The sequence below is a fragment of the Advenella sp. genome (genome assembly GCF_052108595.1).
Taxonomy (GTDB): domain Bacteria; phylum Pseudomonadota; class Gammaproteobacteria; order Burkholderiales; family Burkholderiaceae_B; genus Advenella.
In genome coordinates, this window is record NZ_JBQEAU010000002.1 from 1 (window position 1) to 15187 (window position 15187).

At 55.2% G+C, this 15187-nt stretch carries 15 protein-coding genes; 11 read left to right on the top strand and 4 right to left on the bottom strand.

Annotation, left to right across the window (positions count from 1 at the left end):
• Nucleotides 1-172 precede the first annotated feature (172 nt).
• The 8 genes from ACTIKR_RS00445 to ACTIKR_RS00480 all read left to right on the top strand — a co-directional run bounded on the left by ACTIKR_RS00445 (nucleotide 173) and on the right by ACTIKR_RS00480 (nucleotide 7629).
• On the top strand, nucleotides 173-1045 hold the full coding sequence (locus ACTIKR_RS00445) for a branched-chain amino acid ABC transporter permease (RefSeq protein WP_193088079.1): 873 nt from the start codon (nucleotides 173-175) through the stop codon (nucleotides 1043-1045).
• Nucleotides 1042-2037, top strand: a complete 996-nt coding sequence (locus tag ACTIKR_RS00450; protein ID WP_193088080.1) for a branched-chain amino acid ABC transporter permease — start codon at nucleotides 1042-1044, stop codon at nucleotides 2035-2037. Before ACTIKR_RS00445 ends, ACTIKR_RS00450 begins: the two co-directional genes overlap by 4 nt.
• Nucleotides 2034-2843: an ABC transporter ATP-binding protein gene (locus ACTIKR_RS00455; protein ID WP_193088081.1), complete on the top strand. Its 810-nt coding sequence runs from the start codon at nucleotides 2034-2036 to the stop codon at nucleotides 2841-2843. The genes ACTIKR_RS00450 and ACTIKR_RS00455 overlap by 4 nt, the downstream gene beginning before the upstream one ends.
• A 59-nt stretch (nucleotides 2844-2902) precedes the next feature.
• Nucleotides 2903-3607, top strand: coding sequence for an ABC transporter ATP-binding protein (locus ACTIKR_RS00460; protein WP_193088272.1), 705 nt, complete (start codon nucleotides 2903-2905; stop codon nucleotides 3605-3607).
• 109 nt (nucleotides 3608-3716) lie between these two features.
• Complete coding sequence (locus ACTIKR_RS00465) at nucleotides 3717-4946, top strand: FAD-dependent monooxygenase (RefSeq protein ID WP_193088082.1); 1230 nt, start codon at nucleotides 3717-3719, stop codon at nucleotides 4944-4946.
• A gap of 121 nt (nucleotides 4947-5067) precedes the next feature.
• Nucleotides 5068-5898, top strand: coding sequence for an alpha/beta fold hydrolase (locus tag ACTIKR_RS00470; protein ID WP_193088083.1), 831 nt, complete (start codon nucleotides 5068-5070; stop codon nucleotides 5896-5898).
• Nucleotides 5899-5935: 37 nt separating this feature from the next.
• The gene (locus ACTIKR_RS00475; RefSeq protein ID WP_193088084.1) at nucleotides 5936-6994 is read left to right on the top strand and encodes a 2,5-dihydroxypyridine 5,6-dioxygenase; all 1059 of its coding nucleotides are present in this window, start codon (nucleotides 5936-5938) and stop codon (nucleotides 6992-6994) included.
• On the top strand, nucleotides 6994-7629 hold the full coding sequence (locus ACTIKR_RS00480) for an N-carbamoylsarcosine amidohydrolase (protein ID WP_193088085.1): 636 nt from the start codon (nucleotides 6994-6996) through the stop codon (nucleotides 7627-7629). The genes ACTIKR_RS00475 and ACTIKR_RS00480 overlap by 1 nt, the downstream gene beginning before the upstream one ends.
• Before the next feature lie 59 nt (nucleotides 7630-7688).
• On the opposite strand, the gene ACTIKR_RS00485 is transcribed toward ACTIKR_RS00480, so the two are convergent.
• A complete protein-coding gene (locus ACTIKR_RS00485) occupies nucleotides 7689-8381 on the bottom strand; it encodes a TetR/AcrR family transcriptional regulator (RefSeq protein WP_193088086.1) in 693 nt (230 codons plus the stop codon).
• Nucleotides 8382-8745: 364 nt separating this feature from the next.
• Between ACTIKR_RS00485 and ACTIKR_RS00490 the strand changes: the two genes are divergently transcribed.
• Nucleotides 8746-9570 (top strand): SDR family oxidoreductase, encoded by an 825-nt coding sequence (locus ACTIKR_RS00490; protein WP_442326945.1) that lies wholly within the window; start codon nucleotides 8746-8748, stop codon nucleotides 9568-9570.
• Nucleotides 9571-9761: 191 nt separating this feature from the next.
• Here ACTIKR_RS00490 and ACTIKR_RS00495 read toward each other — a convergent pair whose 3' ends face one another.
• Both ACTIKR_RS00495 and ACTIKR_RS00500 read right to left on the bottom strand, forming a co-directional pair.
• On the bottom strand, nucleotides 9762-11168 hold the full coding sequence (locus ACTIKR_RS00495) for a heavy metal sensor histidine kinase (RefSeq protein WP_193088088.1): 1407 nt from the start codon (nucleotides 11166-11168) through the stop codon (nucleotides 9762-9764).
• Entirely contained in the window at nucleotides 11168-11839 is a 672-nt protein-coding gene (locus ACTIKR_RS00500; RefSeq protein ID WP_193088089.1) for a heavy metal response regulator transcription factor, read from the bottom strand. The genes ACTIKR_RS00495 and ACTIKR_RS00500 overlap by 1 nt, the downstream gene beginning before the upstream one ends.
• A gap of 193 nt (nucleotides 11840-12032) precedes the next feature.
• Between ACTIKR_RS00500 and ACTIKR_RS00505 the strand changes: the two genes are divergently transcribed.
• Together ACTIKR_RS00505 and ACTIKR_RS00510 are read left to right on the top strand one after the other, a co-directional pair.
• The gene (locus ACTIKR_RS00505; RefSeq protein WP_193088090.1) at nucleotides 12033-12494 is read left to right on the top strand and encodes a DUF305 domain-containing protein; all 462 of its coding nucleotides are present in this window, start codon (nucleotides 12033-12035) and stop codon (nucleotides 12492-12494) included.
• A 56-nt stretch (nucleotides 12495-12550) separates the two neighbouring features.
• Nucleotides 12551-13942: a YVTN family beta-propeller repeat protein gene (locus ACTIKR_RS00510; RefSeq protein WP_193088091.1), complete on the top strand. Its 1392-nt coding sequence runs from the start codon at nucleotides 12551-12553 to the stop codon at nucleotides 13940-13942.
• Nucleotides 13943-13965: 23 nt separating this feature from the next.
• Here the strand turns inward: ACTIKR_RS00510 and ACTIKR_RS00515 are convergent, their stop codons facing one another.
• On the bottom strand, nucleotides 13966-15159 hold the full coding sequence (locus ACTIKR_RS00515; protein WP_193088092.1) for a mandelate racemase/muconate lactonizing enzyme family protein: 1194 nt from the start codon (nucleotides 15157-15159) through the stop codon (nucleotides 13966-13968).
• Nucleotides 15160-15187: the final 28 nt, after the last annotated feature.

Consider the following 15187-nt stretch of genomic DNA (forward strand, 5'->3'; position numbering starts at 1 on the left):
ACAAGACGGACTATGCAGCGCCTAACGGACGATTCCAGTTCACCGAAAAAGGCGAGGGCTACGGCTTTGATACCGTACTGGTGCAAATCCAGGGAGGCAAGACACATGTGGTCACTCAGGCTCGTACCGAGAAGCCGTAATTATTTCGGGATAACAAAATAAGGAAACCGGTATGGAGTTGTTACCGCAGTTTATCGCCAACGGGCTGGTGATCGGGTCATTTTATGCATTGTCTGCACTGGGTCTGACACTCATTCTGGGTTTGATGCGTGTCGTCAATTTTGCGCATGGTGAATTGTACATGGTCGGCGGCGTTATGGGGTGGTGGGCTACGACACGCCTGGGGCTTGATTTCTTTTCAGGCCTGCTGCTTGTCGCAGTTGTACTGGGCACGTTCGGTTGGTTGATTGACCGATTCCTGATTGAGCGAATACGCGACCAGGGTGAAGAGCCCGGGATTCTGTTGACTATCGGGCTTTCGATTTTCCTGGCCAATACCGCCTTGCTTCTGGTTGGCACCGCGCCCCTGAAAATAGAATCACCCATGGCTGGAGGCCCGCTCTTTCTTGGCCCGATCGTGCTGACCAAGGCACGCCTGTTTGCTGTTGCGGTCAGTATCGTTTTGATGATTGTCACGTATCTGGTTATCCAGAAAACCCGGCTGGGCCGTGCGATGCGGGCGACGTTTCAGGACCCGATGGCTGCAAAACTGGTAGGGATCCGTACCGCCAGTATCTATGCCGGTACGTTTGCTATGGGAACGGTGATTGCCGCCATGGCGGGAATGCTGCTTGGCTCCATTTATTCCACCCAGGTGTCCATCGGCGGATTGGTAAGCATGAAAGCCTTTGTGGTCGTCATTCTTGGGGGCATGGGCAGCTTTGCCGGCGCGATCGTGGGCGGCTTGCTGCTGGGCCTTGCCGAAGCATTGTGGGGCGGCTACGTTGCCACAGGGTGGGTGGATATTATCGGTTTCATACTGGTGATTCTGACCCTGCTGTTTCGCCCTTATGGACTGTTTGTTAAACGCGCGGAGAGAGCATGAAGATTCAACGCAATTGCCTGACGGCATTCATGCTGCTGGCAGCGGTACTGCCATTTGTCATAAACGATCAATACATTCTGCATGTGGCCATCATTGTGATGTTCTATGCGGTATTGGCAACAAGTCTGAACCTTGTGGTGGGCTATGTTGGTGAGTTTTCCCTGGGACATACGGCATTTCTGGGGACCGGAGCGTATGCGGCAGCACTGCTTTCGACCCAGGCAGGCTGGCCAATGTGGGCTACGATCCCTGCTGCCGGGTTGTGCGCCGCTGTCATGGGAACAATTATCGGCGCCATCACATTGCGATTGCACGGGCCGTTTTTCGTCATCATTACCCTATCATTTTCGGAAGTATTGCGGCTGATTGCCAACAACTGGGTCGCAGTCACAAAGGGGCCGATGGGCATTGCCGGGGTGCCACAGCCAGCGTTTCTGGCACAGATAGACAATCTGGCCGGCAAACACTTTTATTACGGTATTGCGTGGCTGCTGCTGGCGATTGCCTTATATCTGGCATACCGTTTTGTGAACTCCAATGCCGGGCGCGCTGCGGTGGCTGTCCGGGAAAACAGGTATGTTGCGCAGTCCATCGGCATTCGTCCGCTGAACTATTCCATGATGGCGCTGGTGCTGGGCGCTTTCCTCAGTGGTACTGCAGGGGGGTTCTATGCGCATTACATTTCATTTGTAGGGCCGGAGATGTTCCGGTTTGCGTTCATGGTCACCATGATCACGATGGTGCTCATCGGTGGCAAGGGTACGCTGATCGGCCCATTGGTGGGCGCGCTGCTGGTCACGTTTCTTGAAGAGTATCTTAGAGAAGCACAGGAATTGCGATTGTCATTGTTCGGCCTGATCGTTATTGCGATTGTGCTATTCATGCCCAATGGAATCATGGGATTTGTTACGCGGCATCGTGAAAAACGGGCGCAGTGCCAGGCAACACCGGTGGGCATGCCTGTAAGTGGTACGAAAAGGAGATCGGCATGATGCAAACGCACGCGCAAAACGGGCAGCCCAGCGGCGTACTGCAGGTCAATGGGTTGTGCAAGTCATTCGGCGGTATACATGCAGTCAAGGACATCAGTTTCAATGTGAATCGCGGAGAAATTGTCGGCTTGATCGGACCCAATGGCGCCGGCAAAACGACATGTTTCAATCTGATCACTGGCTTTTATGCTCCAACCTCCGGGACGGTTCACTTTGATGAACAGGAGGTAACCGGTGAAAAGCCATATAGCATGGCGCGCCGAGGCATTGTACGCAGCTTTCAGAAAACCAATATCCTGAAAACACTTTCAGTATTTGAGAACGTGCTGACTGGCCACTACATGGAGGCACGCCAGCCGGTGTGGAAAACGTTTTTTCCTACAGCAAAGGTACGTCAGACGGAAGCAGCAATCCGCGACAGTGCAGCGCGCATCGTCAATACGATTGGGTTGTCGCGGCACATGAACGTACCTGCAGCCCAGCTGTCCTGCGGCGAATTGCGTTTACTGGAGGTGGCGCTGGCATTAGCAGCGAAGCCCAGAATTCTGATGCTGGATGAGCCAGCTGCCGGCCTCAATAGCCACGAGGCCCGGGAGTTCGGCAATGTGCTAAGAAAATTGATTGGCGATCTGGTCGAATCTATTCTGATCGTCGAACACAACATGGGGCTGGTCATGAGCGTATCCGATCGTGTGGTTGTCATGCATTTCGGTCAGAAGCTGGCCGAGGGAACACCGGAGCAGGTGCAGAAAAACGCGAAAGTGGTGGAAGCCTATCTGGGCGCAAGCGCAAAGGAACGATCATGAATGCAGTCACGCTGCCACAGACGTCTGATCTGGATAATAAGTGTGCACCGGCAAACCCGATGCTTGAGATCCGGAACCTGCACGTCAGCTACGGAAAGACCCAGGCATTGCATGGGGTCGATCTGATGGTTCAACAGGGAGAGGTTATTGCCCTGATCGGTGCCAACGGCGCCGGGAAAAGCACAACGTTGCGGGCGATTTCCGGGCTGCTCAAGCCCACGCAAGGGCAGATTATTTACCAGGGAAATAATATAGCCGGTGTTTCTGCCGACCGCATCGTCGCCCGAGGCATCGCCCAGTCGCCTGAGGAACGCCATATTTGGCCGACCATGACGGTATACGAAAACCTGACTTTGGGTGCATATCTGTGTAAAAAAGAGGCAGAAGTGGAGCGGCGCGTTGCGTTGGTGTATGACCGATTTTCCCGCCTCAAGGAAAGACATCGCCAACTGGCAGGCACGCTTAGCGGGGGCGAACAGCAGATGCTGGCAATCGGCCGCGCCTTGATGTCGGAGCCCTCACTGTTGCTATTGGATGAACCCAGTCTTGGGTTGAGTCCGCGCATGGCTGAGGAGGTCTTTGAGTTTGTCAAAGAAATCAACACGCATGGAGTGACCGTTGTCCTGGTTGAGCAGAATGTGTATAACGCGCTGTCGGTCTCTACACGTGCTTATGTATACGAAACCGGAAAAGTGGTTGCCGAAAGGGAAGCGGCGGGCCTGTTGGACGATCCTGAGCTGCTGAGCGCATATTTGGGAGCCTGACCAATCAGGCATGTGGCGGGCAGTGCCGCATCTTTTAAATTAATTAATTAGTTATTTAATAAATAATGTGTAGTCAATTACACATGTTGTTGAAACTGGAGTGGAATGTATGTCGAAAACTTTGAAAGTAGGAATCATCGGGGGCGGTATTGGTGGCGCAGCACTGGCCCGCGCCTTGCAGCAGCACGGTATAGAGGCATGCGTTTTTGAGCGCGCGCCTGCCTTTGGCGAAATTGGCGCCGGCGTGCAGATGACGCCGAACGCGGTCAAAGTACTCAGAGCGCTGGGATTGCAGACGGACCTTGACCAGATCGGGTTTTTGCCCAAGGCCATGGTGGGGCGCAACTGGGATGATGCACGTGAGCTGTTTCGCACCCCTTTACAGCAGATGTGTCGGGACAATTTCGGAGCCGATTTTCATCATGTACATCGTGCGGACTTGCATGCCATTTTGTGCCAGGACATTGCCTCGGATCACGTGACATTCAACACGACCTGCATCGGTATCACGCAGAATGCCGACTCTGCCACGGCACACTTTGATGATGGTTCGACTTTTGAGGCCGATATTATCGTGGGGGCCGACGGCATTCATTCGGCCGTGCGCGATTCGCTCTGGGGCAAGGATCAGGCCAGCTTTACCGGCCATATGTGCTGGCGTGCACTGGTGCCGGTAGAGCAACACCCATTGCCTTTTGTGAGCCCGGATGCGTCATTCTGGTTTGGTCCCAAGGCTCATATCGTTACTTACTACGTCAAGGGAGGAGCCGCTGTCAATATTGTCGCGGTCAACGAAAGTGCAGATTGGGTTGCAGAGTCGTGGACCGAGCCGAGTACGCGCGAAGAGTTACTGGCTGCCTATGACGGTTGGCATCAGAACATCATCGACCTGCTGGAGCGCACCGATCCTGATCAAACCTTCAAATGGGGACTCTTTGACCGGGATCCCATGAAGCAATGGGCCAAAGGCCGGGTGACGCTGCTTGGGGACGCGGCGCATCCAATGCTGCCCTTTTTGTCACAGGGTGCAGCCATGGCGCTGGAAGATGCTTTCGTGCTGGCCGAGATGATTGCTCACTTTCCGGCAGATCATGAAGCAGCCCTCAGGTGCTATGAAGCCGAACGGCTTGCACGTACAGCACGGGTTCAGCTTGAAGCACGCGAGCGCGGCCGTACGTACCATCTGTCCTCGCCTGAAGAGCAACGGGCACGTGACGAGGCGCTCAAAAAGCAACAGGCTGAAAATCCCAACGCTGTCGGCATCAAGGCCGAATGGGTTTATGAATACGACGCGACCCGTTGCAAAGAGCGTATCGGCACGATGGAAACGGTTGCATGAGAATGCGTCGGCACACATTCAAATGCGTTGTTAATTGTGTGAAAAATGTGAGGGTGCAGCAACGACGCGATCGATGCTGAGCAGGCTTTTACTTTGCCATGAACACCAGGAAACAAATTCGATGACAAATACTTATCTTTATGGCGCCCACGTTTGGGCCAATGACATACGTCAGCACTATCTGCGTTTTGGCGGACAGACTGATGGCCGGGCTGAACGTGATCCGGTAATCGTGATTCCAGGTATTACCAGCCCGGTTGAAACATGGCGTTTTGTCGCAGAGCGGCTGGGACGGTATTTCGACACTTACGTGCTGGATGCTAGAGGCCGGGGGTTGAGTCAGGCCAATGACGAGCTGGATTACAGCCTTGATGCAATGGCAGCCGATGTCATTGCCTTCGTGCAGGGGCTGAACCTGCCGACGTACTCGATCGTCGGGCACTCCATGGGCGGGCGTATTGGCATACGCGTGGCGGGACAGCGGCCCGCAGGACTGACGCGTTTGGTCGCGGTGGACCCACCGGTTTCCGGCCCGGGCCGGCGCCCATATCCGGCAAACCTTGCCTGGTATGTGGATTCGATCAGGCAGGCACAGCGGGGAATAAGCGTTGAGCAGATGCGCCAATACTGTCCGACCTGGACCGAAGAGCAACTGCGGCTGCGCGCTCAATGGCTGCATACCTGCAATGAGCGTGCCATCACGACAAGCTTTCATGCATTTCAGACGGATGACATTCATGTCGATGCGGCTCGGATCAATATCCCGGTTCTACTGATGACAGCGGAGCGGGGTGATGTCATTCGTGATAACGAGGTTGAACAGTTGCGGCAGCTATTGCCGTCCATGCAGTGCTTGCGGGTTAAAGACGCCGGCCATATGATTCCCTGGGATAACGAAGCAGGTTTTTATCGGGCTTTTGGGGGGTTTTTGGGCCATCCTCTGGACCATTGATGAACGTGATTTTACAAGGCAGAAACAGGGAGATACTATGGCTGTGCGCGATACAGATCTGATCCAGGCGTGGATCAATGTACTGAAATTATCAAATCTGAAAAAGGGGGATGCGGTTACTGTGCTGACCAGTGATCATACCCATCCGCAAACACTGCGCTGCGCCTTGACCGCTGCGACCATGTTGGGCGCGATTGTCAGCCGCCTGGATCTGCCACCCGTAAACGCAGAAAAATCGTTAAGTCGAGACCCGCTGGCCTATCTTGGCACGACGCCGCTTACCGGCAATAAACCGGCGATTGCCGCATTAAAGGCAAGTGACCTGGTCCTGGACCTGATGACGCTGCTGTTTTCACCGGAACAGCATGACATTTTGCAAGGAGGCGGTAAAATCCTGCTGGCCGTGGAGCCGCCGGAGGTTCTCTTGCGGATGGAGCCGACCCAGGAAGACTATGTGCGGACCCAGGCCGCCGCCGCATTACTGAAAGAGGCTGGGCAAATGCGCGTGACATCTGCAGCAGGAACCGATTTGCGCTGTCCGCTGGGCCAGTACCCCTGCGTATCTGAATATGGCTTTGTCGATGCGCCGGGTCGTTGGGATCATTGGCCTAGCGGCTTTACCTTTACCTGGCCCAATGAGGGAGAAACCCAGGGCACCATCGTGCTATCAAAAGGCGATATTCTGCTGCCAATGAAATCCTATGTGGGCGAGACAATCACCCTGACCGTAAAAAACGGGTTTGTGACCGGCATAACTGGTGGGGTTGAGGCGCAAATGCTATCGGAATACATAGAATCGTTTGCCGATCCTGAAGCCTACGCCATTTCCCATATTGGATGGGGTTTGCAGAAACGTGCCTACTGGTCCACATTGGGCTTATACGACAGAGAGGCGACCATAGGCATGGATGCCCGTGCAGTAAGCGGCAATTTTCTGTTTTCTCTGGGCCCGAACAACGAGGCGGGCGGCAGCCGAACGACAGCGTGCCATATTGATGTGCCGATGAGGCGATGCAATGTTTATCTGGACGATCTGCAGGTGGTTGCCGATGGCAGGGTGGTTGAGTCCACGCTGACGCAGCGGGAGAGCGCGTAATGAGCGAGGAAAATCAGGTGTTCAAGCGCCAGGGTTTTGGTACAGATGTGGATCTGGCGCCGCCCTTTGGCCTGCTTATCGTCGACTTTGTCAATGGATTTGCCGACCCTGGGGTTTTTGGCGGTGGCAATATCGCAAATGCAATTGCTTCAACACAGCCGCTGTTGCAACACGCAAGACGCAGCGGCTGGCCTGTCGCCCATAGCCGGATCGTGTTTGCGGATGATGGCGCGGATCACAATGTTTTCAGTCGTAAAGTGCCAGGGATGCTAACGCTTCGGGAAAACAGTCATGCCAGTGCGATTGTGCCCGAGCTGCAGCCGCAAGCAGGTGAGTTGGTCGTACGCAAGACGGTCCCGTCCGCGTTTTTCGGGACGATGCTGGCAGCCTGGCTTGCGCAGCGCGGCGTGAGCACGCTGCTGGTGGCTGGCTGCGTGACCAGCGGTTGCGTACGTGCCAGCGTTGTGGATGCCATGTCGATGGGTTTCACACCGCTAGTGGTGGCCGATTGTGTGGGCGATCGCGCCATTGGGCCACATGACGCCAGTTTGTTTGATATGCAGCAGAAATATGCCATGGTGATGGACCGGCTGGCTGCGCTTGCACTTTGCAGCCAGGCCGTGCTGGGCAGTTGACGCGCGGCTTAGCTGGTTGGTGGCCACCCAAGGCCACCGCAAGAGCCAGCGCTGATGCTTTATTGTGCCTCCAATCCGCCAACCATGAACCGGGTTACCTGGTCGATCAACTCGTCCGTATCATTGACATCGTAAAGTCCTTTGGGCGTCATTTCCTGCATCCTGTGCGTGTCGGAAAACGCATATAAATAGGTGCCGATCATGAAGGTTACTCGCCAGCAGGCATCCAGTTCACTCAGTTTGGGCAATGCTTTTCTCAGTACTGCAACATAGCGCTGGGTTGAACCACCATAGGCCTCGGACCGAAGCGAGTAGGAAATTTCTGACGGCTCGGTATGAAGCCTGGCCTGCAACCGGAGAAATGCGCGCCCCTGGAAGGTACTTCGCAACGACAGCACCGGCTCCAGAAACGTTCTTACAATATCCTTAACTTGAGGAGTCTTCTGCCTTTCCAGCGCTTCAAGGCGTTCCAGGCGTTCCCGCGAGACCAGTTCGCTCCTGCGCAAAAACACGGCCTGGAAAAGTCCGAATTTGGAACCGAAATAATAGCTGATCAATGCCTGAGTCACATTTGCCTGGTCGGCAATCTCTCGCAATGCCGTCCCCGCATAACCCTTGTCTGAAAAGATGACTTCGGCTGCATCCAGGATTTCGTCCCGCACAACACTCGCCCCTTCGGGACGACCGGGGCCATTGATTTTTCGGGGCCGTCGTACTGAGGTTTTTTTTGCAAGCTGCTCTGTTTTTTTCATAATTGATCGATTAATTAAATATTGGTTCGTACCTGTTCGTTCCGGATCGGCTCGCCAACGAGCTCATGCACCATAAAATATCATAAATTGATCGGCTGTGAATACAATTCAGATCAAAGCGCACCAGTGGTGTGCGCGCACGGTTGCGTTGTCACGACAGCCGGTTGGCGCTTACGTTTGTCGAAAGCCCAGGTTACCGATGGTTGCTTGACGCCAGATCTTCTCATCTTTACGGCCTGTCTGGCCACGCAAGTATTGATCGCCTATTTCGTTTATGATTTCCCATGCTCTGCACATCTGTCGCTTTTGCCCTGTGCAGATTGAATAACGTAAATGATATCAATAGCATGAAAAGGAAGCAGGTATGAATCTGGAAATAGCGGGCAAGTGGGCCCTGGTTTGTGGCGCCAGCAAAGGGCTGGGTTTTGGATGCGCCAAGGCGCTGGTGGATAACGGCGTCAATGTGGTCATTAATGCAAGGCGCGCCGAGGTGCTGCAAGCCGCAGCAAGTGAATTGGCTGCTCTGGCCGATACCGCGGCTAAACGCGATGGGTTTGCTGCGGCAAAAGTTATTTCCATTGCCTGCGATATCACAACTGTCGAAGGACGCGAGGCGGTATTCGGTGCCGCAGGCGGTCCTGGCAAGGATTTCGATATTGTGGTTACCAATGCAGGTGGACCTCCGCCGGGCGACTTTCGTGAATGGGAGCGTGACGCATGGATAAAGGCGATTGACGCCAATATGCTGACACCAATCGAACTGATCAGGGCCACCGTCGATGGTATGGCATCACGCGGCTTCGGGCGTATCGTCAATATCACTTCAAGCGCCGTGAAAGCACCCATTGATATTCTGGGGCTGTCCAACGGTGCACGCTCGGGCCTCACAGGATTTGTTGCCGGTGTAGCGCGCTCGAGCATCGCGGAAAAGGGCGTGACCATTAACAATATTCTGCCCGGGAAATTTGCGACAGATCGCCTGAAAGGCAACATCAAAGTGACGGCTGCCAAATCAGGCAAGGACATGGACACGATCAGACAGGCCCAGCAGGCCGTCGTACCAGCCAAGCGTTTTGGCCACCCTGACGAATTCGGCGCCCTGTGCGCCTTTTTGTGCAGCCAGCAAGCCGGTTATATCACGGGCCAGAACATGCTGATTGACGGTGGTATGTATACCGGCACGTTCTAACGGGATGCCTCCTGCGGGGGCACAGGCTCTGCGGCAAGTCACTTCATGCAATTGTCTGGTGTCGTTGTGTCGGCTTTATGCTATCGACGGCCGCACGGCGCTGGCGTTACTGCGACACAATATCTGCTCGCCGTATCCTGACGAGGTCCTGCAGTCGGGTATGCACCGCCGGTGCAGTTCTCGCAATCGAATCACGTTTGTGACAATGCAGGAAACTGCAGTGCGAAGCGTATCTGTCCATCTGGCATGGCGAGCACCGTTGCGGTGCCACCATGCAGGGCCATGATGGCTTTGACCAGCGCAAGACCCAGGCCGTTCGATTCGGTATATTCATTGCGCGATTGATCACCACGATAAAAGCGGTCGAACATGCGCTCGGCCTGGATCTGGGATACCGGTTCGCCCGTATTCTCGATCGTCACCGTGCAGCCTGACTGGTCAGCATGCGCAGATAGCTGTATGGGCGTGCCGGGCCTGCCATAGCGTATGGCGTTGATCACAAGATTGTTGACGGCGCGACGCCACATGACGGTGTTGGCCAGCACGGCGCCATCGGCACTGACGTGCAGCTGCATGCCCCGCTCCTGAGCGGGCCCTTCAAAGTACTCGGCTATCTTGTGCAGTTCCCTGGCCAGGGCCAGTGGCGCGCGTTCGATGGCTATCGTGGCGTGATCAGCGCGAGACAGGAATAGAATGTTCTCGATGATATGCGCAATACGATCGAGTTCCTCCAGATTGGACTCCAGCAACTGTTCATATTCTTCTTTTGTCCGAGCTCTTCCCAACGCGACCTGCGTCTGCCCCATCAGGATGTTTACCGGTGTCCGCAACTCGTGCGCCAGGTCGGCTGAGAACTGAGACAGATGTTCAAAGCCACCCTGGAGTCTATCGAGCATCGCATTAAAAGCAATCGCAAGCTGATGCAGTTCGCTGGGCACGCCCGTATCGGGAAAGCGTAATGTCAATTGTGATGGTGTGATCTGTGCTGCAAGCTGGCTCATCCTGGTCAAAGACAGCAAACCCCGCCTGAGTAGAAGATAGCCCAGCAGTGTGGTAAGCAGCACGGCCAGTACAATGGCGCCGATCACGCGCAGCAGATAATCATGCAGCAGGCCTGCTTCCTGAGTCATGACATAGGCTGCCGTGATTCGCACCGTACCGCCCTGATCGCCAATGTCGGCCAGCGCCGATACCCAGCGCACCCTGATGCCGTCGGCGCGTTCTCCGGCATGCAGCGCGTTGATGGTCAGCCGCTGGCCGACAGGCACCGGCGTCATGGCTGGGGGCGTCATGCGATCAGGGTTGACGACAATAAACGGGGTGCCGTTTTCGCGCTGGAAGATCCGTACGTCCTTTTCGTTGCCCAGCATGCTTTCAAAAATTGCCGGGCGCTCCTCCATTTGGCGCACATTGTACAAGTCATGCAATAGGGTGCGGAAGCGTTCAACGCGGCCGATCAGTGTGTAGTCGGCGCGTACTTCCAGTGCCTGTCTTGCAGAGGAATAGAGATAGAATCCGAGTGCAGAGACAATCAGGCATGAAATCACCGCAAACGACAGCGTAGCCCAGATGGCCAGCGAACGGGGCTTGCCGGGCATCAGGGTTCTTCCGAAAACATATAGCCGACGCTGCGCACGGTATGGATCAGCTTGCGATCGAATGGGGCGTCAATCTTTGCGCGCAGCCGCTTGATGGCGACATCGACCACATTGGTATCGCTATCGAAATTCATATCCCAAACCTGCGAGGCAATATCACTGCGTGACAACGCCTCGCCTTGTCGTCGGATCAGCAAATGCAAAAGCATGAATTCCTTATTGGTCAGAACGATATTGATGCCCTGGCGGGTCACCTTGTGCCGCAAGGGATCCAGTTGCAGATCCGCCAATTGAAATACTTCAGAATCACGCACGACGCCACGCCGCAACAGCGTACGAACGCGCAGGACCAGTTCGGTAAATGAAAACGGTTTGACCAGATAATCGTCGGCGCCAAGTTGCAGGCCGTGAATCCGGTCATGTACCTGGTCGCGGGCGGTCAGGAATATAACGGGCACATCGCGCTCGCGCCGCAGCTCGCGCATGACTTGCCAGCCGTCTTTGCCGGGCAGCATCACATCCAGAATGACCAGATCATAGTTCTGTGTCTGGGCCAGATGCAAGCCGTCCAGGCCATTGCGGGCGAGATCGACGGCATAGCCCGATTCAAGCAGGCCTTTTCTGAGGTAATCACCGGTTTTTGAGTCGTCTTCAATAACGAGAATAGTCACGGTCGGTTCCACGGGATTGGGCAGAAAATCGTACCACGTTATCTTAAGCGGTTCATGACAAAAATGTCATCAAAAAGCCATGTTGCTGACAGGAGCCGATCGTTACGATGCATCTGAAGGCTTTGGCTATCACAACGATGATATTGCAAGGCCGACGCCTGCTTTGAAACCCCTAATGATTAAGGACTGTGATATGTCGCCTATTCAGTTTAATGCGTTGCCTGCCAGAGCACGCACTGTCGCTGCCGCCCTAAGTCTGTGCCTGGGCTTGTCGGGCGCCTTTGCCCATGCGCACGCCGGGCATGCCCACCATGGATCTGCCTCGTCCGAAACCAGTTCAACAAAGACCAATGCCAAACCACCTGCTTTTGTCGCGAGCACCGCCAAATCCTTTGACGCTTTAATGAACGATGCCATGGCGGTGATGGATTATGGAATGCTGCAGGCCCCCATGAACGGCAATGCCGAGCACGACTTTGTCACGATGATGATACCCCATCATCAGGGTGCAGTGGATATGGCCAAAGCCGTGTTGTTGTATTCCAAGGATACCGGCCTTCGGAATCTGGCGCTGGGCATTATTGCCGAACAGCAAAACGAGATCAATGTGATGCAGACTTTTCTGCAGAAACATGCCGCTAACACTTCTGAATGATGCGAGCAGCGCATTCCGTTATCACATTTTCAACGAACTTTATAAGCGAATTCAGTATGAAAAACTACTCTGCACTTGCTGCGCTGACGGCCACCGTTTTTTATGGCAGTACCGTTGCCGCATTGCCTTCATCGCATGATCGCGTATACACCGCGGATCAGAACAGCAATACCGTATCGGTGATCGATCCGGCCACCAATACCCTGCTTGGCCAGATCAAGCTGGGCAATCCGCGCCCAGACCTGCTTTCCCCCTTGTACAAGGGGCAGATCAACGTGCATGGCATGGGCTTCTCGCCGGATCACAAGACACTGGTTGTGGTATCTAATGGTTCCAATTCCGTTACCTTTATCGATACGGCGACCAACGCCGTGAAGGGCACAACCTATGTGGGCCGCTCGCCGCACGAAGGTTTTTTCACTGCTGATGGCAGCGAAGTGTGGGTGGTGGTGCGTGGCGAAGACTACGTCTCGGTGATCGATCCTAAAACCTATAAGGAAAAACGGCGTATCCAGACCGACCCGGGACCGGGCATGGTTATGTTTGCCCCCGATGGCAAACTTGCCTTTGTGGTGTCCAGCTTCACGGCAAAAGTGTCCGTGGTTGATGTGAAGACCCACAAAATTGTCAAGAAAATCGACGTGGTCAGCCCGTTTTCGCCTTTCGTGCAGTTCACGCCCGATTTCCGGGAGATCTGGATGACGCACAAGGATGTAGGCAAGGTCACGCGTATTGATACCAAAACGCTGGAGGTGACCGGTGTGACGGATATCGGTTTCATCACCAATCATCTGGCTTTTGCCGAAGTGAACGGGAAGACCCTTGCCTATGTCACCGTGGGTGGTGAAAATGCGGTGAAGGTGTATACGACAGATAAAGAAGCAAAACTGGTGTCGACCATTCCTACCGGGGCACTGCCGCATGGCATATGGCGCTCGGACGATGGCAGTCGCCTTTATGTCGGTCTGGAAAATGGCGATGCCGTGGACGTGATTGATCCAGTGGTCGGTAAAGTGGTGGCGCGTATCCCGGTTGGCCAGGCGCCACAGGCGTTGGCATATGTTTCAAATGTCATCGCGCAAGGTGAAGGCAAAGACAATCTGGTGCCACGGGTAAACAGTGATCCGGCCAATCTGTCCCTGAAGCCGGTCAAAGAGGACGCACGTGGTTTTGTCGTGTTGCGCAACCTTGGGCTGGTTGATGCGCTGGAAGTTAATCTGTTTCGTTTGAAGCCCAAGACCGTGTATAGCGTCTATCTGAATGGCAAAGAGATGCCGGCAGCCAGTTTTCAGACCGATCAGAAAGGCAATGCCAATGGCACGATGATCGCACCGTTGAGAACGCCGGCCAAAGCCGGTTCAACTGACGCTTCTGCGACCAACAGCATTATCGTCATGCAGGGAGATGCGCCGGTAGATGCCAAGGCAGCAGCGCTGATCAATCTTTGATGGACATTCTGCCAGCTGTCGGCTTAATATTTCAACTGGAATTGTCGTAGCTGGTCCATGTCGGGTGTGATACCAATTCCGGGTTCATCGGAAAGCGATATCCGGCCTTCATTCGGCTTGAGATAAGGCCCGGCGATCAGGTCCCGCAGCGGATTCGGATTGGAATCCACTTCGACATAGCCCGGTCCGCCGACACCGGCTTTCAGATGCATGGAGGCCACCAGGCCGATGCCGCCGCCCAGCCAGTGTGGGCAGAACAGACGCTGGTGGGCGACGGCATAATGGCCAACCGGTACGCAGCCACTGAAGCCGCCCCATTTGCCCAGATCGGGCTGGATCACGCCGAAAGCGCCGGAATCAACGATGTCGCGGAAATTGGCCTCTCCCCGGATATTCTCGCCGCCGGCAAGGGCAATGTCGCTGGCTGCAGCCAGTTGCTGCCAGGCGCCCAGCGATGAATCGGCCGTCATCGGCTCTTCCAGCCAGTCGGGCGCAAAGGGTGCAAGAAGCCTGGCCATGTGCTGCGCCTCGTCCGCAGACCAGGCCTGGTTCGCATCTACCATCAAAGGCGTGTCCGGTCCCAGCAGCTCGCGCAGGCTGCGCAGGTTGCCGATATCGCGATCGCGACCGAATCCCACTTTTAGTTTGAAGGCGCGATAGCCTTCCTGCTGCTTGGCCTGGGCCAGTTTTTCAGGATCGCTGGGGCTGATGCCGGAAGCGTAAACGGCAATCTCTGATGTGCCGCCCAATAGCTGCCACAACGGTTTGCCCACCTGCCTTGCCGCCAGGTCCCACAGGGCGATGTCGGCGCCGGCGATGGCCTGCGCCAGCGTGCCTGGCTCGCCGCTCTGTATGCCCAGCACATGCAGGCGCTGGTGCAAGGTCTGAAATGCCTGCCTGGGGTTGTCCCAGGTGCGCTCAAGCAATATCGGTGCAATACATGACTGCAGAATACGGGCGCGATGTTCGGCGCCGACACTGGGAAAATTGCACCATATTTCGCCCCAGCCAACCAGGCCATCGTGGCTTTGCATTCGCACCAGCACTGCCGGCCGATCGTACATAATGCCAAAAGAGGTCTGCACCGGCTCACTGACGGGGGCGCGAAAAACCAGCGCATCCACGTGTGCCAGCTTGATCGGCTGCAATTGCAGAGCGGCATCCTTGCGGTTGCCCAGCGTGCTGTAACCAGTGCTTTGGCTATCGGTGTCCTGCATGATTATCCTTGTATTGCAATTGAGATTT

Coding starts and splice junctions, on each gene's coding strand:
- ACTIKR_RS00445 (WP_193088079.1), top strand. CDS start 173: ATGGAGTTGTTACCGCAGTTTATCGCCAACGGGCTGGTGATCGGGTCA.
- ACTIKR_RS00450 (WP_193088080.1), top strand. CDS start 1,042: ATGAAGATTCAACGCAATTGCCTGACGGCATTCATGCTGCTGGCAGCG.
- ACTIKR_RS00455 (WP_193088081.1), top strand. CDS start 2,034: ATGATGCAAACGCACGCGCAAAACGGGCAGCCCAGCGGCGTACTGCAG.
- ACTIKR_RS00460 (WP_193088272.1), top strand. CDS start 2,903: ATGCTTGAGATCCGGAACCTGCACGTCAGCTACGGAAAGACCCAGGCA.
- ACTIKR_RS00465 (WP_193088082.1), top strand. CDS start 3,717: ATGTCGAAAACTTTGAAAGTAGGAATCATCGGGGGCGGTATTGGTGGC.
- ACTIKR_RS00470 (WP_193088083.1), top strand. CDS start 5,068: ATGACAAATACTTATCTTTATGGCGCCCACGTTTGGGCCAATGACATA.
- ACTIKR_RS00475 (WP_193088084.1), top strand. CDS start 5,936: ATGGCTGTGCGCGATACAGATCTGATCCAGGCGTGGATCAATGTACTG.
- ACTIKR_RS00480 (WP_193088085.1), top strand. CDS start 6,994: ATGAGCGAGGAAAATCAGGTGTTCAAGCGCCAGGGTTTTGGTACAGAT.
- ACTIKR_RS00485 (WP_193088086.1), bottom strand. CDS start 8,381: ATGAAAAAAACAGAGCAGCTTGCAAAAAAAACCTCAGTACGACGGCCC.
- ACTIKR_RS00490 (WP_442326945.1), top strand. CDS start 8,746: ATGAATCTGGAAATAGCGGGCAAGTGGGCCCTGGTTTGTGGCGCCAGC.
- ACTIKR_RS00495 (WP_193088088.1), bottom strand. CDS start 11,168: ATGCCCGGCAAGCCCCGTTCGCTGGCCATCTGGGCTACGCTGTCGTTT.
- ACTIKR_RS00505 (WP_193088090.1), top strand. CDS start 12,033: ATGTCGCCTATTCAGTTTAATGCGTTGCCTGCCAGAGCACGCACTGTC.
- ACTIKR_RS00510 (WP_193088091.1), top strand. CDS start 12,551: ATGAAAAACTACTCTGCACTTGCTGCGCTGACGGCCACCGTTTTTTAT.
- ACTIKR_RS00515 (WP_193088092.1), bottom strand. CDS start 15,159: ATGCAGGACACCGATAGCCAAAGCACTGGTTACAGCACGCTGGGCAAC.